The organism is Arenimonas terrae, assembly GCF_006265115.1.
Taxonomy (GTDB): domain Bacteria; phylum Pseudomonadota; class Gammaproteobacteria; order Xanthomonadales; family Xanthomonadaceae; genus Arenimonas; species Arenimonas terrae.
On sequence record NZ_SMDR01000001.1, the window covers coordinates 1,313,837 to 1,337,236 of the forward strand.

At 70.7% G+C, this 23,400-nt stretch carries 19 protein-coding genes and 1 riboswitch; of the genes, 10 read left to right on the forward strand and 9 right to left on the reverse strand.

The annotated features are described in order from the left end of the window. Positions 1-478: 478 nt before the first annotated feature. Positions 479-2,809 (reverse strand): TonB-dependent receptor plug domain-containing protein, encoded by a 2,331-nt coding sequence (locus E1B00_RS06355; protein WP_139446742.1) that lies wholly within the window; start codon positions 2,807-2,809, stop codon positions 479-481. 150 nt (positions 2,810-2,959) lie between these two features. Between E1B00_RS06355 and E1B00_RS06360 the strand changes: the two genes are divergently transcribed. Both E1B00_RS06360 and E1B00_RS06365 read left to right on the forward strand, forming a co-directional pair. Then, a complete protein-coding gene (locus tag E1B00_RS06360) occupies positions 2,960-4,084 on the forward strand; it encodes an NHL repeat-containing protein (protein ID WP_139446745.1) in 1,125 nt (374 codons plus the stop codon). 128 nt (positions 4,085-4,212) lie between these two features. After that, positions 4,213-5,937: a hypothetical protein gene (locus E1B00_RS06365; protein ID WP_139446746.1), complete on the forward strand. Its 1,725-nt coding sequence runs from the start codon at positions 4,213-4,215 to the stop codon at positions 5,935-5,937. Positions 5,938-5,950: 13 nt separating this feature from the next. Here E1B00_RS06365 and E1B00_RS06370 read toward each other — a convergent pair whose 3' ends face one another. The 3 genes from E1B00_RS06370 to metX are packed head-to-tail and all read right to left on the reverse strand — an operon-like array spanning position 5,951 to position 9,239. Beyond that, on the reverse strand, positions 5,951-7,009 hold the full coding sequence (locus tag E1B00_RS06370) for a homoserine dehydrogenase (protein WP_139446748.1): 1,059 nt from the start codon (positions 7,007-7,009) through the stop codon (positions 5,951-5,953). Further along, the gene (metB, locus tag E1B00_RS06375; RefSeq protein ID WP_139446750.1) at positions 7,006-8,196 is read right to left on the reverse strand and encodes a cystathionine gamma-synthase; all 1,191 of its coding nucleotides are present in this window, start codon (positions 8,194-8,196) and stop codon (positions 7,006-7,008) included. Before metB ends, E1B00_RS06370 begins: the two co-directional genes overlap by 4 nt. Then, positions 8,193-9,239: a homoserine O-succinyltransferase MetX gene (metX, locus tag E1B00_RS06380; RefSeq protein WP_139446752.1), complete on the reverse strand. Its 1,047-nt coding sequence runs from the start codon at positions 9,237-9,239 to the stop codon at positions 8,193-8,195. Before metX ends, metB begins: the two co-directional genes overlap by 4 nt. A gap of 87 nt (positions 9,240-9,326) precedes the next feature. Then, a riboswitch (SAM riboswitch) is annotated at positions 9,327-9,443 on the reverse strand. Between the two features lie 120 nt (positions 9,444-9,563). Between metX and E1B00_RS06385 the strand changes: the two genes are divergently transcribed. From E1B00_RS06385 to trhA, 3 genes are all read left to right on the forward strand, one after another. Next, positions 9,564-10,667, forward strand: coding sequence for a phytase (locus E1B00_RS06385; protein ID WP_139446754.1), 1,104 nt, complete (start codon positions 9,564-9,566; stop codon positions 10,665-10,667). Positions 10,668-10,747: 80 nt separating this feature from the next. Then, entirely contained in the window at positions 10,748-12,352 is a 1,605-nt protein-coding gene (locus E1B00_RS06390) for a peptide chain release factor 3 (RefSeq protein ID WP_139446756.1), read from the forward strand. Positions 12,353-12,456: 104 nt separating this feature from the next. Further along, on the forward strand, positions 12,457-13,107 hold the full coding sequence (gene trhA / locus E1B00_RS06395) for a PAQR family membrane homeostasis protein TrhA (RefSeq protein ID WP_139446757.1): 651 nt from the start codon (positions 12,457-12,459) through the stop codon (positions 13,105-13,107). On the opposite strand, the gene E1B00_RS06400 is transcribed toward trhA, so the two are convergent. The 3 genes from E1B00_RS06400 to mtgA all read right to left on the reverse strand — a co-directional run bounded on the left by E1B00_RS06400 (position 13,104) and on the right by mtgA (position 15,318). After that, the gene (locus E1B00_RS06400) at positions 13,104-13,532 is read right to left on the reverse strand and encodes a CBS domain-containing protein (RefSeq protein WP_139446760.1); all 429 of its coding nucleotides are present in this window, start codon (positions 13,530-13,532) and stop codon (positions 13,104-13,106) included. The two genes, trhA and E1B00_RS06400, sit on opposite strands and share 4 nt — an antisense overlap. Positions 13,533-13,608: 76 nt before the next feature. Continuing rightward, on the reverse strand, positions 13,609-14,547 hold the full coding sequence (locus E1B00_RS06405) for a glycosyltransferase family 2 protein (protein ID WP_139446762.1): 939 nt from the start codon (positions 14,545-14,547) through the stop codon (positions 13,609-13,611). A 9-nt stretch (positions 14,548-14,556) separates the two neighbouring features. Further along, positions 14,557-15,318: a monofunctional biosynthetic peptidoglycan transglycosylase gene (mtgA, locus tag E1B00_RS06410; RefSeq protein WP_139446764.1), complete on the reverse strand. Its 762-nt coding sequence runs from the start codon at positions 15,316-15,318 to the stop codon at positions 14,557-14,559. Positions 15,319-15,386: 68 nt separating this feature from the next. Here mtgA and hslO point away from each other — a divergent pair, with 68 nt between their 5' ends. Together hslO and E1B00_RS06420 are read left to right on the forward strand one after the other, a co-directional pair. Then, on the forward strand, positions 15,387-16,283 hold the full coding sequence (hslO, locus tag E1B00_RS06415; protein WP_139446766.1) for an Hsp33 family molecular chaperone HslO: 897 nt from the start codon (positions 15,387-15,389) through the stop codon (positions 16,281-16,283). Positions 16,284-16,434: 151 nt separating this feature from the next. Next, on the forward strand, positions 16,435-17,415 hold the full coding sequence (locus tag E1B00_RS06420; RefSeq protein ID WP_139446769.1) for an XOO1806 family protein: 981 nt from the start codon (positions 16,435-16,437) through the stop codon (positions 17,413-17,415). Positions 17,416-17,479: 64 nt separating this feature from the next. Here E1B00_RS06420 and E1B00_RS06425 read toward each other — a convergent pair whose 3' ends face one another. Together E1B00_RS06425 and E1B00_RS06430 are read right to left on the reverse strand one after the other, a co-directional pair. Continuing rightward, positions 17,480-18,760, reverse strand: a complete 1,281-nt coding sequence (locus E1B00_RS06425; RefSeq protein ID WP_139446773.1) for a nucleotide sugar dehydrogenase — start codon at positions 18,758-18,760, stop codon at positions 17,480-17,482. Between the two features lie 73 nt (positions 18,761-18,833). After that, positions 18,834-20,249: a mannose-1-phosphate guanylyltransferase/mannose-6-phosphate isomerase gene (locus tag E1B00_RS06430; protein ID WP_139446776.1), complete on the reverse strand. Its 1,416-nt coding sequence runs from the start codon at positions 20,247-20,249 to the stop codon at positions 18,834-18,836. A 132-nt stretch (positions 20,250-20,381) separates the two neighbouring features. Between E1B00_RS06430 and E1B00_RS06435 the strand changes: the two genes are divergently transcribed. The 3 genes from E1B00_RS06435 (at position 20,382) to E1B00_RS06445 (ending at position 23,394) form a co-directional block, all read left to right on the forward strand. Further along, positions 20,382-21,380 (forward strand): aminoglycoside phosphotransferase family protein, encoded by a 999-nt coding sequence (locus tag E1B00_RS06435; protein ID WP_139446779.1) that lies wholly within the window; start codon positions 20,382-20,384, stop codon positions 21,378-21,380. After that, the gene (gene murU, locus E1B00_RS06440) at positions 21,377-22,069 is read left to right on the forward strand and encodes an N-acetylmuramate alpha-1-phosphate uridylyltransferase MurU (protein ID WP_139446782.1); all 693 of its coding nucleotides are present in this window, start codon (positions 21,377-21,379) and stop codon (positions 22,067-22,069) included. The genes E1B00_RS06435 and murU overlap by 4 nt, the downstream gene beginning before the upstream one ends. A 221-nt stretch (positions 22,070-22,290) precedes the next feature. Next, positions 22,291-23,394: a GGDEF domain-containing protein gene (locus tag E1B00_RS06445; RefSeq protein ID WP_139446785.1), complete on the forward strand. Its 1,104-nt coding sequence runs from the start codon at positions 22,291-22,293 to the stop codon at positions 23,392-23,394. Positions 23,395-23,400: the final 6 nt, after the last annotated feature.

Below are 23,400 nucleotides of genomic sequence, written 5' to 3' on the forward strand. Positions count from 1 at the left end.
TGCGGGCATCCTGCCCTCCACTTCAGGGACCCCCTCCTGTCTACGTCGTCGCCGCGTAGCAGTGTCGCGAGCCGTTGGGACAAGCGCGTGCCTCCAGAAGGCACGGACGCTTGCAGGGTGGACGGAACGGGCTTCTAGGCCCATCCTGGCCAGCGAAACAGGAAGGCAAAACCAGGAGCTTCGCCAAAGCGAGTTTCTCAAACTCGACGCCCGGCCCGGCTGGTCCGCAGGCCGCCGTGCGAGGGTCCTTTCCCGGGGTTTCGAAAACATGGACGTTTTCGAAAAGCCTACAGGGACGTATTCACGGCGTCCCCGGGAAAGGACCCTCGTACGGCGGCCTATCGCCTAGAACGACCCCGGCGCCGCGACCTCACATACGGCGGCCTGTCGCCTCGAACGACCCCGGCTCGAGCAGCCGGCACCGGAACAAGAACGCCGCGAGCCAGAAGGCCCGCAGCGTCCGGCCAAGCGCGAGGGATCAGAACGAATAGCGCGCGATCAGCTGGCAGACCGGGCCGGCGGATTCGGTCTCGAGCTCGTACTCGTCGTAGTCGCGGTCGAACTGGTCGAAGGCGTTGTCGAACTTGTGGAAGGCCTCGTCCTTGTCGGCGTCGAGCAGGTTCGAGCCGGTCAGGCGCACCGACAGGTTCTCGCCGAAGCGCTTTTCGATGAAGACCTCGAGGTCGGCGCCGTAGCTGGTCCGGACTTCTTCGGCCAGCACCCGCAGCTCGGCATCGCCCTGCTTGCGGTAGCTGGCGCCGAAGGACGCGCCCCACGACGGCAGGTCCTGGATGAAACCGACGTTGTAGACGTAGCGCGCCTGGTTGTTGAAGCGGCGTTCGCCGAACTCGTCGTCCACCGAACTGTCGAGCCAGGAGTAGTTCACGAACACGCCGGTGTTGGGCAGACCGAGCGCGGTCAGCGGCGTCGAGGCGTCGAACTCGACGCCATAGACCTTGCCGTCGCCGACGTTGGCGGCGGTGTAGACGAAGCTCTGCGGATCGAATTCCGGATAGCCCGGCGTGTTCTCGTCGGCACCCGGGTTCTCGTCCAGGAATTCCTCGACCTCTTCCTCGTAGTCGCCGATCGCCGTCGCGCTGGGCGCGCCGGTGTTCACCACTTCGATCAGGTCGGTGACATCGCGGTAGAACAGGTTCACGCCAACGATGCCCTGGCGGCCGAGGCGGCGCTCGAAGCCCAGGTCGATGCCCCAGGCGGTTTCCGGGTCGAGCTGCGGGTTGCCGGCGAAGTCGCTGTCGCCGTACTCCTCCTCCAGGGTCAGCGGCAGGATGAAGTCGAAGTTCGGGCGACGCACGGTGCGGCCCAGCGACAGGTTCAGGCGGTCGTCTTCGGTGAGGTTCCAGCGCAGGCTGGCCGAGGGCAGCAGCACGGCGTAGTCGTTGGACTCGCCGTCGCCGTCGGCATCCACGTCCACGTCGGTGGACTCGTAGCGCAGGCCTGCCTGCCATTCCAGCACCTGGCCGGCGCCGGAGAGCATCAGGTAGGGATCGATGCGGCGCTCGTCGATGGTGCTGGTGTTGCGGTCGAAGTCGGCATAGGGCGGCAACGGGTCGCCTTCGACGTCGTTGTCCACTTCGCTCACCTGGCGGGCGGTGTCGCGGGCCTTGTCCAGGTAATCCAGGCCGAACTCCAGTTCGGTGGCGGTGAACTGGCGCTTGTGGGCTAGCTTGAGGCTCAGCTCCGTGTCGTCGGTGTCGGTGAGGATGCGCGCGCCCTCGGTCTCGTCGAAGCTGGGCGGCGTGTCATCGTCGTCGTAGCTGGTCTCTTCCTCGGTGTCGAAGGTCTCGTCCTCGAAGCCGGCGTAGCCGAGGTCGATCTCGCTGCGGCCGCCGGCCATGTCGAATTCGTAGCCCAGGCCAAAGGTCAGGTTGGTCTGGTCGATGTCGACGATCTGGCGGTTGACCGACAGCAGGTTGTCGCGGCTGGTGCTGGTCGGGTCGTTGTATTCGATCGAGTCCTCGGTCTGGGTACGGTCGGTCAGCACATACAGGCCGGTGAGCTTGAGCTCGCCGGTGCCGATCGGCCGGCTGTAGGAGACGTTGGCGGAGTAGTCGTCGCCGTCGCGCACGTCGGTCTGGTCCTCGCGGTCGACGAAATCGCCGCCCGGCTCTTCGAAACGCGTGCTGAACTTGCGCTTGGGGTTGTAGCGGCCCTGGACATTGAATCCGCCCAGCAGGCGCCCCCCGCCGACTTCGCCGGCCGCCACCGCGCCGTAGGTCGGCTTCACCTCGCCATCGTCGAACCGCAGCGCGCCGGCGCGCACGTAGGCGCCGTCGAACTCGTAGGCGTCGCGCAGGATGATGTTGAGCGCGCCGGCCACGGCGTCGCCGCTGCGGTTGGCGCTGGGCGCGCGCACGATCTCGATGCGTTCGACCAGCTCGGCCGGGATGCGGTCGACGAAGAAGCTGCGGTCGCCGCCGGCGCCGGGCACCTTCTTGCCGTTGATCAGGATCTGGGTGTAGCCCGGGTCCAGGCCGCGCAGCTGGGCGCCGTCGTATTCGAGCACGTCGGAAACGAAGGCGACCGAGGGTACGCGCTTGAGCATGTCGCCGACGGTGAGCGGCTCGAAGCGCTGGAAATACTCCAGGTCGTAGGACAAGGTCGGCGCGATGTCATCGGCGCGGTCGCGGTAGCTGATCTCGCCCTGCACGACGATGGTGTCCAGCTCCTTGACCGCACCGTCCGGCGCGGCCGGCGCGGGGTCCTGGGCGAAGGCACCGCCGGCGGCGACCACGAGTGCACCGGCCAGCGCGCGCGACAGGCTGGAGGCGAGTAGATTCTTTTTCATTGCTGGAGCTTCCCCGGGAGATAAACCGCAATTTGTACGGCCCGCCCGTGGCGGAAACATGACAGCGAAACGCTGTCACATCTCCGCCGCACGACTGCGATACAAACGTCACCCGAGCCCACTTACCGAAACCCTGCACGGAGTTCACGCATGCCTTTCCGCCTGCTTTCACTCGCCGTCGCGGTCGCGCTGTCCGCCGGCTGCGCCTCCACGCCCGACCGCGAACCCGACGAGACCGCCGAGGTCGACCCGCTGATCCGCGACGCCGGCATCGACTACGCCACGGTCGCCGAAACCTTCGTCACCGCCGAGACCCCGAAGGACAACATCGACTCGCCGGCGGCCTGGGCCTCGGGCGACGGCAAGGTCTGGCTGTTCGCCACGGCGAAGGAGGGCAAGGGTCTGGTGCTGTACGACGGCGACACCGGCGCGACGATCCGCGGCATCGGCACCGAGGGCAGCCGCCCCGGACAGTTCAAGCGGCCCAACGGCGTGTCGGTGCACGGCAACCATGTGTTCGTGGTCGAACGCGACAACCAGCGCGTGCAGGTCCTGTCCCTGCCCTCGCTGGCCACGGTCGCCACCTTCGGCGAGAAGGAGCTGCGCAAGCCCTACGGCCTGTGGGTGCGCGAGCACGCCTCCGGCGAGCTCGAGGTCCTGGTCACCGACGCCTACATGGCCGGCGAGGACGCGAACGGCGACGAGATTCCGCCCCCGCTGCCCGAACTCGCCCGGCGCGTGCAGCGTTATCTCTTGCACATCGACGGCGACGCCGTGTCGGCGGTGAACGCAGGCGCCTTCGGCGACACCACGGAGGCCGGCGCGATCCGCGTGCCCGAATCGCTCTGGGGCGACCCGGCCCACGACCGCCTGCTGATCTCGGAGGAAGACCTCAAGACCGGCACCGCGGTTCGCGAGTACAGCCTCGCCGGCGAGTTCCGCGGCCGCACCATCGGACTGGGCCGCTTCAAGGCGCAGGCCGAGGGCCTGGCGCTGTGGGGCTGCGCCGACGGCAGCGGCTACTGGCTGGCGACCGACCAGTACAAGGACCGCAGCCTCTTCCACGTCTACGACCGCAAGACCCTGGAACCGCTGGGCGCCTTCGCCGGCCGGACCGTCGCCAACACCGACGGCGTCTGGCTGCACCAGGCGCCGACGGCGCGTTTCCCCAAGGGCGTCTTCTACGCGGTGCACGATGACAAGGCGGTCGGCGCCTTCGACTGGCGCGAGGTCGCCACGGCGCTGGGCCTGCGCCAGGACTGCCCCGCGCCCTGATGCGCCCGGGGCCGGGTTTGGCCCGGCCTCCGCGTTTGGCCGATCCCCGCACACCCGCTCGTTGGTGCGGTGACAGGCTCCGTTCCCGCCGCGCCGGGAACGGGGCCGTCCAGCCGGGGGAATCCGCCATGCCCAACCGCAGCGATGTTCAGTGGTTCAAGTCCCGCTTCCAGGCCCGCATCGAACCGGCGCTTGCCGGCACGCCGCTGACGGTCGACCTGATGACCGCCATCGCCTGCCAGGAAACCGGCGAAGTCTGGCCGCTGCTGCGGCGCAAGAATCTTTCCGAAGCCCGCATCCTCGAGCTCTGCGTCGGCGACACGCTGGACGCCGACCGCGGCCGCCGCGCCTTCCCGCGCACGCGCGCCGCGCTCGAGGCCGAACCCCGCGGCCACGAGATGTTCGCGCTGGCGCACCAGGCGCTGGTGGACATGGCGGCGCACGTGCCGGCCTACCGTCCCGCGGCCGCCAAGGCGCACAAGTTCTGCCGCGGCTTCGGCCTGTTCCAGCGCGACCTGCAGTTCTTCCGCGACGACCCGGGCTATTTCCTGGACAAGCGCTACGCCAACTTCGAACAGTCGCTGGGCCACTGCGTCGCCCTGCTGCGCGAGGGTCTGAGGCATTTCGGCTGGACGCGCCGCGATGCGCTGGACGACCGCGAGATGTGCGCGCTGGGCATCCGCTACAACACCGGCGGATTCCGGCCCGAGCGCGGCCTGCAGCAGGGCCACCGCAACGACGACGGCAAGTACTACGGCGAGCTGCTGTTCGACTACCTGCGGCTGGCGCATACGGTTGCGCCAGGCGCGTCGCCGGCGCTGCCCGAACCGGCGCCCGGCGAAGCGATCGTGCCGCCGCCCAGCCCGGTGACCGCCACCGGCCGCGCGCTGCGCGTGGACACCCGCATCTCGACCCTTCGGCTGCGGCACGAACCGCGCATCTCCCGCCCCACCACCGCCAATGTCGTCGCCGAGCTCCCGGATGGCCATCCCGTGCGCGCGCTGGCGGCCCGCGCGGTGAACGGTTTCCTGGAAGTGGAGACCAGCCTTTCCGGCGCCCTGCTGCGCGGATTCGCCCATACCGACTTCCTCAAGCCCGACCCGGGCGCCGCACCGATCCCTGTCGTGGTGCCGTCCCCCGAACCGCCCGCCACCGGCATCCGCGCCGTGCACCTGCCGCGCCCGGCCGGACGCATCACCCGGCGCAAGGACGCAGCCGGTGCGCACTCGCTCAACGAACCGGGCTGGCCGGGCCATCCGCTGCCGCCGGGCCGCCGCGGCACCGATGCCGCCCAGCTGCGCGCCGAACTGGCGGCGATCATCGACTGGCTGGACGTGGAGAAAGCCTCGCACGCGCGCTACCAGCCGACCGACCGCGCGACCTTCTGCAACATCTACGCGCACGACTACTGCCATTTCGCCGGCGTCTACCTGCCGCGCGTGTGGTGGACGCCGCGGGCGCTGCTGGCGCTGCAGGCCGGCGACGAGGTCGCACCATTGATCGGCAATACCGTCAGCGAAGTCCGCGCGAACGACCTGTTCCGCTGGCTGCGCGATTTCGGTCCGGCCTTCGGCTGGCGCCAGACCGGGACGATGGACAAGCTGCAGGACGTCGCCAACCAGGGCGGCGTGGCCCTGATCGTGGCGCGCCGCCGGGTCGAAGGCCGCTCCGGGCACATCGTGCCGGTAGTGCCGGAAACCGCCGAACACCACGCCCGCCGCGGCGCCGACGGCGTGGTGCTGTCACCGCTGCAGAGCCAGGCCGGCGCCAGCAACTTCCGCTACGGCCACGGCGGCGCCGGCTGGTGGCGGGACGCGAAGTTCGCCGAGTTCGCCTTCTGGATCCACGCCTGAGGTCCGCGCGGGCTCAGCTGGCGACGATGCGCAGCAGATCGTCCAGCAGCGCCGCGGCGGTGACCTCGGCGCCGGCGCCCGGGCCCTGGATCTGCAGCGGGCGGTCGCGGTAGCGCGTGCTCCAGATCGCGACCCGGTTGTCGCAGCCGCGGCCCACGGCCAGCGGATCGTCCGCCGGCAGCGCCTCCAGGCCGATGCGCGCACCGGCGGCGTCGAAGCGCGCCACGTAGCGCAGCACCTTGCCGTCGCGGGCGGTGCGCGCCGCGCGTTCGGCCAGCGGGCCGTCGAGTTCCGCCAGCGCGGCGTCCACGTGGTCCGGCGCCGCGGCGGCGAGCGCCGGCGTCAGCAGCGAGTCCACACGCACCTCGGCCTGCTCCAGCGGATAGCCGGCGGTGCGCGCCAGGATCAGCAGCTTGCGGCAGACGTCCTCGCCCGACAGGTCCACGCGCGGATCGGGCTCGGCGTAACCCTGCGCCACAGCGGCGCGTACCCGCGCCGAAAACGGCTCGCACCCGTCGTAACCGTCGAACAGCCAGGCCAGGGTGCCCGACAGCACGCCGACCACGGCGCCGATGCGGTCGCCGCCGGCGCGCAGTTCGCGAAGCGTGCGCAGCAGCGGCAGGCCGGCGCCGACGGTGGCGGCGTCGCCGTAGTGGCGGCCGTCGGTGGCCAGCGCGCGGATCTCGTGCTGGCGCAGCAGCGGTCCGCCGAGGCCGAGCTTGTTGGCGCTGACCACGTGCAGGCCCTGGCGCAGCCAGCGCGGATGCCAGGCCGCGAGTTCGGCGCTGGCGGTCGCGTCCACGACGATGTCGCCCGGCGCCAGCCCGGGCAGTGCGCCGGAACCGTCGTGCGGCTCGCCCTGCGCCAGCGCGTCGGGCCAGGCCCGCGGCGAGGACGCGCCGATCAGCGGCAGCCGGCGCCGCGAGTTCGCGACCAGGCCCAGCGGCAGCCGCGGGTCGTCGAGCGCGCGCAGGCGTTCGAGCAGGGCGCGGCCGACCGTTCCCACGCCGAGAAGGGCGATCCGGCGCGGCGCCGGTTTCGCGACTTCGGCCACCTGCGGCCGGCCGCTCATCGCACCACCTCGCCGCTGCCGGCGGCGACGCGTGCGGCGCGCTGCAGCCCGGACCCGATGTCGGCCTCGAGGTCCTCCAGCGCTTCGATGCCGACCGACAGGCGCAGCAGGCCCTCGCCGATGCCGGCGACGCGGCGCGCCTCGGCCGACATCGCCGCATGCGTCATCGTCGCCGGATGCGCGACCAGGCTCTCCACCCCGCCTAGCGATTCGGCCAGGGTGAAGTGGCGCAGGCCTTCGAGGAAGGCGCGCACCGCCGGCACGCCGCCCGCCAGCTCGAACGAGATCATCGCGCCGAAACCGCGCTGCTGGCGCGCCGCCAGCGCATGGCCCGGGTGCGTGGCCAGGCCAGGATAGTGCACGGCCGCGACGGCGGGGTGGCGCTGCAGGCGTTCGGCCAGGGCGACGGCGTTTTCCTGGTGCACGCGCAGGCGGGCGTCGAGCGTGCGCAGGCCGCGCAGGGTCAGGAAGCTGTCGAAGGGCGAGCCGGTAAGGCCGAGCGCGTTCGCCCACCAGACCAGCGACTCGTGCAGCGCGGGATCGCGCGCCACCACGGCGCCGCCGACCACGTCGCTGTGGCCGTTGATGTACTTGGTGGTCGAATGCAGGACCAGGTCGGCGCCGAACTCGATCGGCCGCTGCAGGGCCGGCGACAGGAAGGTGTTGTCCACCAGCGCGAGCGCGCCGGCGGCGTGGGCATTGAGGATGACCTCGCGCAGGTCGGTGATGCGCAGCAGCGGGTTGGACGGCGTTTCGATCCAGACCAGGCGGGTCGGCTTCGCCAGCGCCGCGGCCAGCGCCAGCGGGTCGGCGAGGTTCGCCAGCACCAGCTCGAAGCGGCCCTTGCGCGCCAGCGCATCGAACAGGCGCCAGCTGCCGCCGTAGCAGTCGTGGGTCACCACCAGGCGGTCGCCGGGCTGCAGCAGGGCCTCGAGCACGAGCGTGATCGCCGACATTCCGGTATTGGTGACGACACCGCCGGCGCCGCCTTCCAGCTCGGCCAGGGCCTCACCCAGCTGATCGCGGGTCGGATTGCCGCTGCGGGTGTAGTCGTACTTCCGTTTCTGCTCGAAGCCGGCGAAGCTGAAGTTGCTCGACAGCACGATCGGCGGCGTCACCGCGCCGTAGGCGCTGTCGCAGTCGATGCCGGCCCGAACGGCGGCGGTGGCGGGACAGCGGGCGCTCATGCCGCACCTCCGGCACACGCGGCCAGGGCTTCGGTGAGCACATCGGCGATCGCCGCCTCCTCCTTCAGGAAGGCGTCGTGGCCGTAGCGGGAACGCAGCTGGCGCAGCCGCGCCGGCGCGCCCAGCGATTCGACCAGCGTCTGCAGGTCCGACAGCGGCACCAGCCGGTCCTCGTCGATCGCGACCACGGTGGTCGGCACGCGCACGGCGGCGGGATCCACGCGGTGCAGGTCGATCGATTCCGACAGGCGCAGGAAGGCGGTGCTGGTCCAGCGCGCGGCGTAGCGGCGGCCGCAGCTTTCCAGGTAGTCCTCGGCGGCGCAGCGGGCCTGTTCGCCATCGAGCACCGCCGGCGCGTCGAAACGTTCGGCGAATTCCTCCGGCGTGCGGTAGCTCAGCATCGCCCACTGCCGCGCCAGCGCCAGGCCCTGGCTGACGCCGCCTTCGCTGCGGCCCAGCGCCACGCACTGGCGCTGCAGGGCGCGCCAGGCGCTGGAATAGGGATGGGCGCGATGCGCGCCCGAGATCGCCACGAGCCGGCCGAGCCGATGCCCATGCCGCGCCGCGAACTGCAGCCCGACCATGGCGCCGTAGGACGCGCCGACGAAGGCCGCGACGCGGGCGACGCCGAGCCGGTCGAGAACGGCGGCCAGCGCATCGGCCTGGTCGGCGCTGTCGATCGGCGCGTCCAGGCTGCCGTCGGAGCCCAGCCAGTCGATCGCGAGCACGCGCAGGCGATCGGTGTCGATGGCGCGGCCGGGACCGACCTGCGCATCCCACCAGCCGGGTTCGCTGCCGCCCGCGCCGCTGACGTGGCGGTTGGCCGAGATGCCGCCGGCCACCAGCACCACCGGTGCGTCCGCCGGCCCGATCCACTCGCCGCGCACCACGACCGAGCGGGAACCGGCATGGCGCAGGTCCAGGCGCAGGTCGAGCACGAAGCGGCGGGCCGCGCGCGACACCGGCGCCGCGCCGGCGTCGAAAGCGCAGAACTCGGGGGCGGCGGCCACGGCGTCGTGGGCGGGGGAAGGCGTCAGGCTCATCACACATCTCCTTGAAGGTTCGGGACCCAAGGAGCTTCTTGCGGTGAAAGCGGCCGTCGTGCGCCCCCGCGGCGCGGGGAGCGATACGACCCATCTCTCGGCGGACTGGCGTCCCCGCAGGAATTGGCACCTTCATGCGGAATTGCTTCCGCATGGGTTGCCCCGGCGTCTTCGGGCCTACCCCTCAGCCGGTCTCGATGGGTGTTGCGGGAGGGAGCTTGAACCCGCCGGCGGGGACCTGTCAATCCCTTCATGCGGATGAAGAGATGGGATACGACCGCCCCACCCGTGGCGGGAGCCGCCCGGCCTGCGCATACTTCCGTCATGAAAAACGCCCTGACCGCCGCCCTCGCCCTCGCCCTGCTGACCGCCGGCTGCACCACCCCCGGCGCCCCCGATCCCTCCTCCCGGGTCATGCCCGCGCGCGTTTTCGGCGCCGAGGCGACCTCGGTGCCGGAAAGTTTCATGACCCCGGAAACCGTGGCCGACGAGATCGATTCGGTCGCCTCCTGGCAGAGCCCCGAGGGCCGGACCTGGCTGATCGCCACCGCCAAGGAGACCCACCTGCTGGTGGTCTACGACGGCGACACCGGCCAGGAGCTGCGCCGCTTCGGCGAACGCGGCGAGAAGCCCGGGCAGTTCAACCGGCCCAACGGCATCGCGGTGCGCGGCGACCTGCTGTTCGTGGTCGAACGCGACAACCACCGCGTGCAGGTGCTGCGCCTGCCGGACTTCTCGCCGGTCGGCCTGGTCGGCGCCGAACAGCTGCGCAGCCCCTACGGCCTGTGGCTGACGGAAACCGCGCCCGGCGAGCTGGAGATGCTGGTCACCGACAGCTTCATGGCCGACTACCGCACCGAGACCGTGCCGCCGCTGTCCGAGCTCGACCAGCGCGTGAAGCGCTACCGCCTGCGCTTCGCCGGCGGCGCCCTGGCCGGCGTCGACTACACCGGGCATTTCGGCGACACCACCGAGGCCGGCGCGCTGCGCATGGTCGAATCGATCGCCGGCGATACCATGCACGACCGACTGCTGATCGCCGAAGAGGACGTACGGGTCGGCACCACGCTGCGGGTGTACACGCTGGACGGCAAGTACACGCGCCGCAGCCTGCCGCGCGAGCGCTTCAAGGCCCAGGCCGAAGGCGTGGCGCTGTGGACCTGCCCCGACGGCAGCGGCTACTGGATCACCACCGACCAGAGCAGCGACCTGACCGTATTCCACGTCTTCGACCGCCGCGAGCTGGGCTACCTGGGCAGCTTCACGGGCGGCAAGGTCGCACTGACCGACGGCATCTGGCTGCAGCAGTCGGCGACCGCGCGTTTCCCCGCCGGCGTGCTGTATGCGGCGCACGACGACCGCGGCGTCGGCGCCTTCGACTGGCGCGACATCGCCCGGGCACTGGAGCTGCGCACGGCCTGCCGCTGAGCCGCCGGGGCCGCTGCGGACGGGTATAATCGCCGCCTTCCCGAACCGACCCCCGCCGCGGCCCGCCCGCGCCGCAGACCATGTCCGAACACCTCAGCCAGACCCGGCGCCGCCGCACCTTCGCGATCATCTCGCACCCCGACGCGGGCAAGACCACGCTGACCGAAAAGCTGCTGCTGTTCGGTGGCGCGATCCAGATGGCCGGCTCGGTGAAGGGCCGCAAGGCCGCGCGCCACGCCACCTCGGACTGGATGGCGCTGGAGAAGGAGCGCGGCATCTCGGTGACGTCGTCGGTGATGCAGTTCCCCTACGAGGGCCGCATCGTCAACCTGCTCGACACGCCGGGCCACGCCGACTTCGGCGAGGACACCTACCGCGTGCTCACTGCCGTGGACAGCGCGCTGATGGTGATCGACGTCGCCAAGGGCGTCGAAGAGCGCACGATCAAGCTGATGGAAGTCTGCCGGCTGCGCGACACGCCGATCATGACCTTCATCAACAAGCTCGACCGCGAGGGCAAGGACCCGATCGACCTGCTGGATGAAGTGGAGACGGTGCTGGGCATCCAGTGCGCGCCGGTCACCTGGCCGATCGGCATGGGCCAGCGCCTGAAGGGCGTGGTGCACCTGATCACCGGCGAGGTGCACCTGTACGAGCCCGGCCGCAACTTCACCCGCCAGGACTCGACCATCTTCCCGTCGCTGGACGCGCCCGGCCTGGCCGAGCGCATCGGTGCCGACATGCTGGCCGGCCTGCGCGACGAGCTCGAGCTGGTGCAGGGCGCCAGCCATTCCTTCGACAAGGACGCCTACCTCGCCGGCAAGCAGACGCCGGTGTTCTTCGGCTCGGGCGTGAACAACTTCGGGGTGCAGCCGCTGCTCGACTTCTTCGTCGAACACGCACCGTCGCCCAAGCCGCGCGCCACGACCTCGCGCGAGGTGTCGGCCGAGGAAGAAACCTTCTCGGGCTTCGTGTTCAAGATCCAGGCAAACATGGACCCGCAGCACCGCGACCGCGTCGCCTTCCTGCGCGTGTGCTCGGGCAAGTACGAGGGCGGCATGAAGGCCTTCCACGTGCGCAGCGGCAAGGAGCACAAGCTCGCCAATGCGCTGACCTTCATGGCCAGCGACCGCGAGATCGTCGAGACGGCGTACCCGGGCGACGTGATCGGCCTGCACAACCACGGCACCATCTCGATCGGCGACACCTTCACCGCGGGCGAGAACCTGTCGTTCACCGGCATCCCGAACTTCGCGCCGGAGCTGTTCCGCCGCGCCCGCCTGCGCGACCCGCTCAAGCTCAAGCAGCTGCAGAAGGGCCTGGCCCAACTGAGCGAGGAAGGCGCGACCCAGTTCTTCAAGCCGCTGATGAGCAACGACCTGATCCTGGGCGCCGTCGGCACCCTGCAGTTCGACGTGGTGGCCTACCGGCTGAAGGACGAGTACAGCGTGGACGCGAGTTTCGAGCCGGTGACCGTGGCGACGGCGCGCTGGATCAAGGGCGGCACCGCGAAGAAGCTGGAGGAGTTCCGCGAGAAGGCGGCGATGAACCTGGCGATCGACGCGGCCGGCCAGCTGGTCTACCTGGCGCCCTCGCGCGTGAACCTGCAGCTGACGATGGAGCGCTGGCCGGACCTGGAGTTCGCCGCCACCCGCGAGCACGCCCACGCCGTCGCGGTGGACTGAAGTTCCGGGGTCAGAGTGCATTTATCTTCGGTGCCGCAGAAGTTAAATGCACTCTGACCCCGGATTCGAGTCAAGACTCCAGCAATTGCCCGCACTCTGCGGCCATGACGGACTACGAGCACGACCACGAATCCCCGCGCGAGGAACTCGCCAACGCCATCACCCATGGCCTGGGCGCGGTGGCGGCGGCCATCGGCGGCATCGTGCTGGTGGCGATGTCGGCGCGTTACGGCAACGGCTGGCAGCTGGCCGGCGCCATCGTCTTCGGCGTCGCGCTGGTGCTGCTCTACGTCGCCTCGACCCTGTACCACGCCAGCACCGACCACGTGGTGCGCGGTCGCTACAAGGTCTTCGACCACTGCGCGATCTTCGTCCTGATCGCCGGCACCTACACGCCCTTCACCCTGGTTGGCCTGCGCGACGACGGCGGCTGGTGGCTGTTCGCGGCGATCTGGACCCTGGCCGTGGCGGGCGTGGTGTTCAAGCTGTTCTTCACCGGCCGCTTCAAAGGCCTGTCCACCCTGATCTACATCGCGATGGGCTGGATGGTGGTGACCGCCGTCGGGCCCTTCCTGCGCAACATCCCGCATGAAACCACGGCCTGGCTGCTGGCGGGCGGCATCGCCTACACCTTGGGCACGGTGTTCTACATGAGCCGGCGGATTCCGTTCGCACACGCCATCTGGCATGGCTTCGTGCTGGTGGGCAGCGCCTGCCACTTCGTGGCGGTGGCGCAGCAGGTGCTGCCGGCCTAGCTGGCGATGTATTGCTGGAGCTGGGCGATTTCCTGCTGCTGGTCCTCGATAACCGCCTTCACCAGGTCGCCGATCGAAACCAGGCCGAGCACGCGGCCGTCCTCGACCACGGGCAGGTGGCGGATCTTGCGGGCCGTCATCAGCTGCATGCAGGTCTGGGCGGTGTCGGTCGGCAAGACGGTCACGACCGGGCTGGACATGATCTGCGCGACCGGCGTGTCGGCCGACGAACGGCCCTGCAGGATGACCTTGCGCGCGTAGTCGCGTTCGGTGGCGATGCCCACCAGGTCGTGGCCCTGCATGACCAGGACCGAGCCGATGTGGTGTTCGGCCATCAGCCGGATCACCTCGAGCACGGGCGCTTCCTGCGGCACCGCGACGAGGCGGCCGGCCTTGCCCTCGAGGATCTGGTTCACGTTGCGCATCTGACTGCCCTCCGCTGCACCTGGGCCCGATCATAGACCCCTGCCCGGCCGGTTTCACCTGCCGCGGAGACGCGGCTCAGCGGCGCGGACGCCAGTCGCCGACCAGGTAGAGCGGGCGCTGCTTGACCTCGACGTAGAGCCGGCCCAGGTACTCGCCGACGATGCCCAGGGCCACGAGCTGCAGGCCCCCGAGGAACAGCATGACGGTCATCAGCGACGGCCAGCCCTGCACCGGGTCGCCCCACAGCACGGTGCGGGCGATGATCCACAGGCCCCAGGCGAAGGCCGCCAGCGCGGTGAACACGCCGACGTAGGTCGCCAGCCGCAGCGGCACCGTCGAGAAGCTGGTGATGCCCTCGAGCGCCAGGTTCCAGAGCCGCCAGTAGTTGAACTTGCTGCCGCCGGCCACGCGCGCCTCGCGCTCGTAGGGGAAGGACACCTGCCGGAAGCCGACCCAGGCGAACAGCCCCTTCATGAAGCGCTGGCGTTCGCGCGTCTGCCGCAGCGCATCGAGCACCCGCCGCGAAATCAGCCGGAAGTCGCCGGTATCGCGCGGGATCCGCGTGTCCGACAGCCAGCCCATCACGCGGTAGAACGCCGAGGCGGTGGCGCGCTTGAGCCAGGTTTCGCCGTCGCGGCGCAGGCGGGTGCCGTAGACCACGTCGTACCCCTCGCGCCAGCGGGCGACGAACTGCGCGGCCAGTTCCGGCGGGTCCTGCCCATCGGCGTCGAGGATCATCGCGGCATCGGTGTCGACATGATCCAGGCCGGCGGTGAGCGCGAGCTCCTTGCCGAAGTTGCGCGCCAGGCGCAGCAGGCCCACCCGCGGATCGTCCGCCGCCAGCTGCTGCATCACCTCCCAGGTGCCGTCGCGGCTGCCGTCGTCGACGTAGAGCACCTGCGCGTCGGCGTCCAGCGCGTCCATCACCCGGGCCAGTCGCGCGTGCATCAGCGGCAGCGCGTCCTGCTCGTTGAAGGCGGCAATGACGAAGGTGATGGAGCGGCGCTCGGTCATGCCGGCATCTTACCTTCTGGTTCCGCGCTTGTTGGGGTCGGGCGGCGCTTCCAGGTAGGCCGCGCCGCCGAGGTTGCGGGCGTTGCGCTGGATCCAGGCGGCGCGTCGCTGCACGTAGGGTCCGGGATTGCGCGCACTGTATTTTTTCGGATTCGGCAGCACCGCGGCCAGGCGGGCGCTTTCGGCCGGCGTCAGGCGGCTGGCGGGTTTGCCGAAGAAGGTCTGCGCCGCGGCTTCCGCACCGTACACGCCATCGCCGAACTCGGCGATGTTGGCGTAGACCTCGAGGATGCGGCGCTTGGGCCAGGTCATTTCGATCAGCAGCGTGTACCAGGCCTCCAGCGCCTTGCGCGCGTAACCGCCGCCGCCCCACAGGTACAGGTTCTTGGCGACCTGCTGGCTGATGGTGCTGGCGCCACGCACGCGGCCGCCGCGGGCATTGCGGTCGAGCGCCCTGTCGATGGCGTCCAGGTCGAAGCCGTGGTGCAGCGGGAACTTCTGGTCTTCGGCCGCCACCAGCGCGATCGGCAGGTGCGGCGAAAGCTGGTCGTAGTCGCGCCATTCGTGCCGCAGCGTGAAGCCCTGCTCGCCGGCGCCCTCGAGCTGCCGCCAGACCATGAAGGCGCTGGTCGGCGCGTCCACGAAGCGCGGCACCAGTACCTGCAGGCCGGTGACGCCGACGAACAGCACTGGCAGCCACAGCAACCGGCGCAGCCAGCGGCGGCGCGGTCGCGGGGATGGAAGATCGGACAAACGGATGGCCTGGGGCATGCGCACAGTGTGCGGGCGCAGGGGGTCTGGACTGAAGCCCCGCGGCGGGCGGCGGTACAATGCCGGGCATGAGCGACGCCCACCCCGACCGCGACACCCTCACCCGCTTCCTGCTCGAACGCTCCGGCGTGCGCGGCGTCGTGGTGCATCTGGACCAGACCTGGCTCGAGATCGCCGGCCGCACCGAATACCCGCTGCCGGTGGCCGCGCGCCTGGGCGAGACCTGCGCCGCGGCCGCGCTGTTCACCGGCCACGCCAAGATCGACGGCCGCCTGAGCGTGCAGCTGCGTGGCACCGGTGCCCTGCGCACCCTGTTCGCCGAATGCACCGCCGCCGGCACCCTGCGCGGCATCGCCCACTTCGACGAGCCCATTCCCAGTCCGCTGACCCCGCGCGCCTTCGGCCCGGGCTCGCTGCTGGCGATCACGATCGAGTCGACCCCACCCGGCGCCTCCGAAACCACCCGCTACCAGGGCCTGGTCGGGCTGGACGCCGACAGCCTGGCCGCGGCCTTCGAGGGCTACTTCGAGCAGTCCGAACAGCTGCCGACCCGGGTCCTGCTGGCCAGCCAGCGCGGCCGGGCGGCCGGCATCATGCTGCAGCAGCTGCCCGGCGGCCACGGCGACCCGGACGGCTGGGACCGCTGCAACGCCCTGTTCGAGACCCTGGGCGACGAGGAGCTTGCGGACCAGCCGGTTCAGACCCTGCTCTGGCGCCTCTTCCACGAGGAAGGCGTGCAGCTGCTCGACCGCCGCGCCCTGGCCTTCGCCTGCTCCTGCTCCCGCGAGCGGGTCGGCGACATGCTGCGCAGCCTGGGGCAGGCCGAGGCCCGCGAGACCCTGGTGGACGGGACGGCCGTGGTGCACTGCGATTTCTGCGGGCAGGAGTACCGCTTCGAAACTGAACAGATCGAAGCCCTGTTCAGCCTGGCGCCGACGGCGCCTGGGTCGGACAGCCTGCAATAGCGAGAAATGCGTCACGGATTCCACGGCAGGGACTTGCCGGGGCTGGAGGGCAAGGGTTAAATTCCTGTAAAATTCGGTCGCCACCCCCCACCCGGGAACTTCCCGGTCAGGCACGGCTCCAAGCGAGCCACCGAGGACAAGAACAAAGACCATGCTGCCGCTTCGCGCCACCGCCCTCACCCTCCTCGCCCTCGCGGCGACGGGGGCGTTCGCGCAGGCGCCGTCGCCGCTGGTGGTCGAGAACACCGACGACGGCGCCACCACCGCGCTGCCGATCATCCGCAACAACCAGATCGAAGGTTTCCTGCTGATCGAGTCCGACGCCACCGCCGGCGCGCGCTCGTCGCTGGACCGCATCCTGGGCCGCAGCAACACCCCGTCCATCGGCGCCGGCCTGACCCTGCCGCTCGACAATGGCCGCCGCATCGGCGCCAGCCTGTCGCTCGAGAGCAACCCGACCCTGGGCCTGCTGTGCGAAGGCACGTCGGTGTCGCGCAGCTTCGGCGCGCTCGCCCAGCACTGCATGGTGGCCAACCTCTCGCCCAACCCGGCGGCACCGCTGGCGCTGTCCCAGCCCGGCCTGCGCGCCGAGGCCAGGCTCGAGGGCGACCGCAGCGCGATCAGCGCGAACCTCGGCCTGAACCGCTTCGACCTCGACGGCCCGCTCGCCCTGCCGGGCGCCGCGTCCGTCATCGGCGCCAGCGACCTGACGCTGTCGCTCAACAGCACCGAAGTGCAGCAGGAAGACATCGGCCTGCTCGGCGAACTCAAGTTCGGCCAGAGCGGCTGGGTCAGCATCGGCGGCACGCTGGCGCGCGCGCGCATCGTCTCGGCCAACCAGCTGCCCGGTGGCCTGCCGCCGCAGTGGAACAGCGGCACGCTCAGCCTGAGCGCCGGCCACGGCAACTTCGGCGGCGAGATCGTCGGCCGCGTGATCGAGATCCCGGGCAGCACCGTGCGCTACAGCAATGTCGGCGTCGGCGTGACCTGGCGTGCGCCGTGGCGGGCCCGCCTGAGCGTGGGCGCCGAAAACCTGATGAGCAACGGCCGCAATCCCTTCGCTCCGTCCGCGGACGACGAGAAGGACGAATCGGCGCGGGTGCCCTACATCCGCTACGAGCAGGACCTCTGAGCCTGCGCCGCGCCCGGAGCGCGGCCGATTCCGCCCTGCGGGCCCTCCTTGGCCCGGTCTCGATTCAGATCCGTTCGTCGGCGACGCCCTCGGGCATCGCGTACTTGATGTCGTAGAAGACCGAGCCGCCAGGCTTGCCGAGCGCGCGCAGCGCGGCCGCGTCCATTTCCCGGAAACAGGCGTGGCCGACGGCCATCACCACTGCGTCGTATGCCCCGGCTTCCGGGGTCGCCACGGGTTCGATGCCGAGCTCCCGACGCGCCTCGTCGGCATCGGCCCAAGGGTCGTGCACGTCCACGCGGGCGTTGGCCGATTCCAGCTCGCGCACCAGGTCGGCGACGCGCGTGTTGCGCAGGTCCGGGCAGTCCTCCTTGAAGGTCAGGCCCAGAACCAGCACGCGCGCGCCGACCACGTGGATGCGCTCGCGCGCCATCAGCGCCATCACCCGGTGCGCGACGTAGATGCCCATGCGGCTGTTGATGCGGCGCGCGGCCAGCATCAGCTCGGGGTGGTACCCGAGCACACTGGCCTTGTGCGTCAGGTAGTACGGGTCCACGCCGATGCAGTGGCCGCCGACCAGGCCCGGCCGGAATGGCAGGAAGTTCCACTTGCTGCCCGCTGCCCGGAGGACCTCCAGGGTGTCGATGCCCATCTTGTTGAAGATCATCGCCAGCTCGTTGACCAGGGCGATGTTGACGTCGCGCTGGGTGTTCTCGATCACCTTGGCCGCCTCGGCCACCCGGATCGACGAGGCCTTGTGGGTGCCGGCGGCGATGATGCCGCCGTAGAGCGCGTCCACGAAGTCGGCGGTCTCCGGCGTCGAGCCCGAGGTCACCTTGACGATGGTGGTGAGCGTGCGCGTGCGGTCGCCGGGATTGATGCGCTCGGGGCTGTAGCCGCAGGTGAAGTCGACGTTGAAACGCAGGCCCGAGGCCTTCTCCAGCACCGGCACGCAGATTTCCTCGGTGGTGCCGGGATAGACGGTGGACTCGTACACGACCACGTCACCACGCTTGAGCACGGCGCCGATGGCCGCGCTGGCGTCCTGCAGCGGCCGCAGGTCGGGGCGGTTGGCCTCGTCCACCGGTGTCGGCACGGTGACGATGTAGACGTTGCAGGCGGCGAGGTCGGCCGGGTCGTGGCTCAGGCGCAGGCGCCGCGCGGCGGCGAACTGCCCGGCGCCGGCGCCCAGGTTGGGGTCGTGGCCGGCGCGCAGGGTCTCGACCCGGCGACGGTCGATGTCGTAACCGACGGTGTCGTGATGGCGGCCGAACTCCAGCGCCAGCGGCAGGCCGACGTATCCCAGCCCGACTATGCCCAGCTTCACCTCTTCCAGCGGCCTCATGCCAGACGTCCCTTGCTGCCCCGCGGCAGCTCGGGCGCAGGATAGCCGATGCCGCTCCAGCCCCGGCGCCGCATCAGGCCCCACCCCGGCCGTAGACGTCCTCGAAGCGCACGATGTCGTCTTCGCCCAGGTAGCTGCCGGACTGCACCTCGATCAGCTCCAGCGGCACCTTGCCGGGATTCTCGAGCCGGTGCCTGCTGCCGAGCGGGATGTAGGTGCTCTGGTTCTCCGCCAGCAGGAACACCCTGTCGTCGCAGGTGACGCGGGCGCTGCCGCTGACCACGATCCAGTGCTCGGCGCGGTGGTGGTGCATCTGCAGGCTGAGGCTGGCGCCCGGGTTCACGACGATGCGCTTGACCTGGAAGCGCTCTCCGCTGTCGATGCCGTCGTAGCTGCCCCAGGGCCGGTAGACCTTGCGGTGGATGCTGGCCTGGGCGCGGCCCTCGGCCTTGAGCCGGGCGACGATGTCCTTGACCTGCTGCACCTGGTCGCGCGCGGCCACCAGCAGCGCGTCGTCGGTGTCGACCACGATGACGTCCTGCAGGCCGAGCAGGCTGACCAGGCGGCGCCCGCCCCAGGCCAGAGTGTTGCGGCAGCCCAGGGCCAGCACGTCGCCGTGGTGGGCATTGCCGTCGGCGTCCTGGTCGGCGATTTCCCACAGCGCCGACCATGAGCCGACGTCGCTCCAGCCCACGTCGATCGGCAGCACCGCCGCGGCCGCGGTCTTTTCCATCACCGCATAATCGATCGAGTCGGCCGGGCAGGCCTCGAAGGCGGTGCGGTCCAGGCGCAGGAAGTCGGCATCGCGCTTGCCCGCGGCCAGCGCCGCTTGCACCGCGGCGACCATGGCCGGCGCGAAGCGCTCGAGCTCCTCGAGGTAGCGCGAGGCGCGGAACAGGAACATGCCGGAGTTCCAGAAATATTCGCCGCTCGCCACGTAGGCCTGGGCGGTGGCCAGGTCGGGCTTCTCGACGAAGCGGCGGACCGGGCGCACGCCCTCGCCCGCCGCGGCCTGGATGTAGCCGTAACCGGTTTCCGCGCCGGTGGGCACGATGCCGAAGGTGACCAGCGCGCCGCCCTCGGCGGCAGCCACCGCCGCCAGCACGGCAGCGCGGAACCCGGCTTCGTCGCGGATCACATGGTCCGAGGGCAGCACCAGCAGCAGCGGATCGCCGCCGCCCGAGCGCGCCTGCAGCGCCGCCGCGGCGATCGCCGGCGCGGTATTGCGGCCGACCGGCTCGAGCAGCAGGGCGGCGGGCGCGACCCCGGCCTGGCGCAGCTGTTCGGCGACCATGAAACGATGTTCTTCGTTGGCCACCACGATCGGGCGGCCGGCGCCGGCCAGCCCGTCCAGGCGCCGCCAGGTGGCCTGCAGCAGCGACTGCTCGCCGACCAGGGGCTGGAACTGTTTGGGATGGGTCTCCCGCGACAGGGGCCAGAGCCGCGTACCGGAACCACCGGACAGCAGGACGGGGATCAGTTCGGTCATGGCGTGCGGAAACCGGGGCGGGACGCGGGCCGCCATGATGCCACGCGGTCGCATCGGGGCGCCGGAAGGAGGCCGCGGCGCGGCGGCATCGGTCATACTTCCGTCAGCACCGACGGACCTGCTGCCGCCTCCATGAACCTGCCCAACCGCGAGACCCTGCGCCTGGCCTGGACGCGCCAGGCCCTGGCCGACCCCGAGGCCCCGCTCGAGCGCGCCTCCAACGACGCCAGTTTCCGCAGCTACTGGCGCACCCGTTCGGCCGACCGCCAGTGGATCGTGATGGACGCACCGCCCGACCGCGAGGACATCCGGCCCTGGCTCGAGGTCGCCGGCCGACTGGCCCGCGCCGGCCTGCACGTGCCCGACATCCAGGCCGCCGACCCCGAACGCGGCTTCGTGCTGATGGAGGACCTGGGCGACCGCATCCTGCTACCCGAGCTCAGCGAATCGAGCGCCGACCGGCTCTACGGCGACGCGCTCGACGCGCTGCTGGCCATGCAGCAGCACGCCGACACCGACGGCCTGCCCGCCTACGACGAACCGCGCCTGGTCGCCGAGATGGAGCTGATGCCGCAGTGGCTGCTGCAGCGGCACCTGGGCCACTCGATCGAATGCACCGAGTGGGACGTGATCGAGGTGGCGTTCCGCGCGCTGGTGAGCAATGCGCGGCTGCAGCCGCAGGTGTTCGTGCACCGCGACTACCACTCGCGCAACCTGCTGATCACCGACCGCGACAGTCCCGGCGTGATCGACTTCCAGGATGCCGTGCGCGGCCCGGTCACCTACGACCTGGTGTCGCTGCTGCGCGACTGCTACATCGAGTGGCCGGAGCCGCGCGTCAACGCCTGGGTCGAGGAATACCGCCAGCGGTTGGTGCACGCCGGCATCGCCACGCTCGGGCCCGAGGCCTTCCTGCGCGCCTTCGACCTGATGGGCCTGCAGCGCCACATCAAGGTGCTCGGCATCTTCTGCCGGCTCTGGTACCGCGACGGCAAGGCCGGCTACCTGCAGGACCTGCCCCTGGTCTGGAAATACACCCGCACCGTCGGCCGGCGTTACCCCGAGACCGCGCCGATGATCGAGCTGGTCGAGCGCATCATCGGCGGCCGCGACCTCACCCTGCCGGCATGAAGGCGCTGATCTTCGCCGCCGGCAAGGGCGAGCGCATGCGCCCACTGACCGAACGCACGCCCAAGCCGCTGCTGCCGGTGCGCGGCAAGCCGCTGATCGTCTGGCACCTGGAAAAGCTGGCGGCGCTGGGCGTGGACGAAGTAGTGGTCAACACCTCCTGGCTGGCCGAGCGTTTCGAGCCCGCCCTGGGCGACGGCGGACGCTGGGGCCTGCGCCTGCACTACTCCTACGAGGGCCCCGAGCCGCTGGAAACCGGCGGCGGCATGCTGCAGGCGATGGCCCGGCTGGGCGCGGCGCCCTTCCTCGCGGTCAACGGCGACATCTGGTGCGACTACGATTTCGCGCGGCTGCCGCGCGAGCCGGCCGGCCTGGCCCACCTGGTGCTGGTGGACAATCCCGGGCACCACCCGCAGGGCGACTTCGCGCTCGATGCCCGGGGCCAGGTGCGGTGCGACGGCGAGCCGCGGCTGACCTTCTCCGGCATCGGGGTCTATCGCCCCGCCCTGCTGTCCGACTGGCGGGCCTGCATCGGCGAGGCGCCCGGGGCGGAACTGCAGCCGCCGCGCTTCAAGCTGGCGCCGCTGCTGCGGCAGGCGATGCGCGCCGGCGCGGTGAGCGGCGAACACCACCGCGGCACCTGGACCGACGTCGGCACGCCGGAGCGGCTGGCCGCCCTGGACGCCGGCTGAGGCACGGCGAAAACCGTGTGCGAGGACACGGTTTCGCTGGCCAACGGCACCGGATCAACGAAAAGATTACGCGCAGTTCTCAGCCTGACGCCGCGATGCTTGCATCCGCGCGCCGCATGGCCGCTAATGCCGCTTCCCCCCGTGACTGTCAGCCGTGCCCGCCCCCGGTGGACGCCCTGCGGCAGCACGCGGCGGGTCCCCGTTTGCCTGGAAGCCCGACCGTGATCCCGCTGTTCGCCCGCCTCAAAACCGGACTCGACCACGCGCTCGAAGGCGAGCTGGCGAAACTGCCCCCGCACGAGCGGCGCGAACAGCAGCGTCGGCAGATCCAGCTGCTGCACTGGCCGCTGGCGAACCTGCTGCTGGCGCTGGCCGTGCTGGAAACGCTGCGCGTCGCGATGCTGGCCATCGAACAGCTGCGGCCGGCGCTGGCCTGGCAGGGCGCCGCCGCCCTGGGCTTGCTGGTGCTGGCGGCGGTGTACCGCAACCTGGTGTCGCTGCGCCGTCGGGTCTGGCTGGGCTCGGGTTTCATGCTGTTGATGCTGGCCAGCCTGCTGGTGCCCGTGCAGAGCTGGCAGGGCGCGCCGCTGCTGTCGCTGGCCGGCTTCCTGCTGCTGCCGGCGGCCTGCCTGCCGCTGCTGGTGCGGCCGAAGGTGGCGTGGACGGCGCTGGCGGTCGGCACGGCGGCGATGGCCGCGGTGCTCTGGGGCATGGTGGATGCGCCGCTGGCCGACAAGCGCACTTTCGCCTTTTATTTCCTGGTCAGCGTGACCGCCGGCCTCGTGCTGCGCCGCGCCCGCGCCAACCTGGCCACGCGCCTGGACCGCGAGGTCGAGACGCTGTGGCAGCGCGCGGTCACCGACCCGCTCACCGGCCTGCTCAACCGCCACGGCTGGATGAACCTGGCTGGCACCGCGATGCGCGACGCGGTGAGCGCCGGCCGGCAGCCGGCGGTGCTGTTCATCGACGTCGACCACTTCAAGCGCACCAATGACGCGCACGGCCACCTTGCCGGCGACGAACTGCTGCGCCAGCTCGGCCAGCTGATCGAGGCCTGCATCGGTGCCGGCCAGTTCGCCGCGCGGCTCGGCGGCGAGGAGTTCGCCTGCCTGCTGCCCGACTCCTCCGAAGCGCAGGCGGAACGTTTCGCCCGGCGCATCGCCGCCGAGTACCGGCACCACGCCGCCAGCTTCGGCTCGACCCTGAGCATCGGCGTTTCCACTTACGGCGACGGCGACCTGCTCAACGACCTGCTCGCGCGAGCCGATGCCGCGCTGTATGAAGCCAAGCACCGCGGCCGCGACCAGATCGTGGTCGCGCGCTGAGCGGCA